Origin of the sequence: Mesorhizobium sp. M8A.F.Ca.ET.181.01.1.1, assembly GCF_004792025.1 — a bacterium.
Classification (GTDB): domain Bacteria; phylum Pseudomonadota; class Alphaproteobacteria; order Rhizobiales; family Rhizobiaceae; genus Mesorhizobium.
In genome coordinates, this window is record NZ_SRTV01000370.1 from 1 (window position 1) to 278 (window position 278).

At 58.6% G+C, this 278-nt stretch carries 1 protein-coding gene; it reads left to right on the plus strand.

Annotation, left to right across the window (positions count from 1 at the left end; genetic code table 11):
- Positions 1-90: 90 nt before the first annotated feature.
- A partial coding sequence (locus tag EN824_RS35005; RefSeq protein WP_135933258.1) for a LysR family transcriptional regulator occupies positions 91-278 on the plus strand: 188 nt, incomplete at its 3' end.

A 278-nucleotide genomic window follows, 5' to 3' on the forward strand; every position in this document is an offset into this window, starting at 1 on the left:
TCTCCGTTGCTTGCGTTTGCCCGGCTAATGTGAGGCGTTCACAAACGAATTGAAATTGACTGAAATCGGCGTTCTGTTATTCAAAAATGAATGAAGGAATTCGACTGGAACCTGATCAAGAGTTTTGTGGCGGTCGCCGAAACCGGCAGTCTTTCGGGAGCGGCACGCAGGCTCGCAGCCAGCCAGCCGACGCTTGGCCGCCATATCGCCGAACTGGAAGCGGCGCTGGGTGTCACGCTGTTCCGGCGCGGGCGGCGCGGCTACGAGCTGACCGAGGC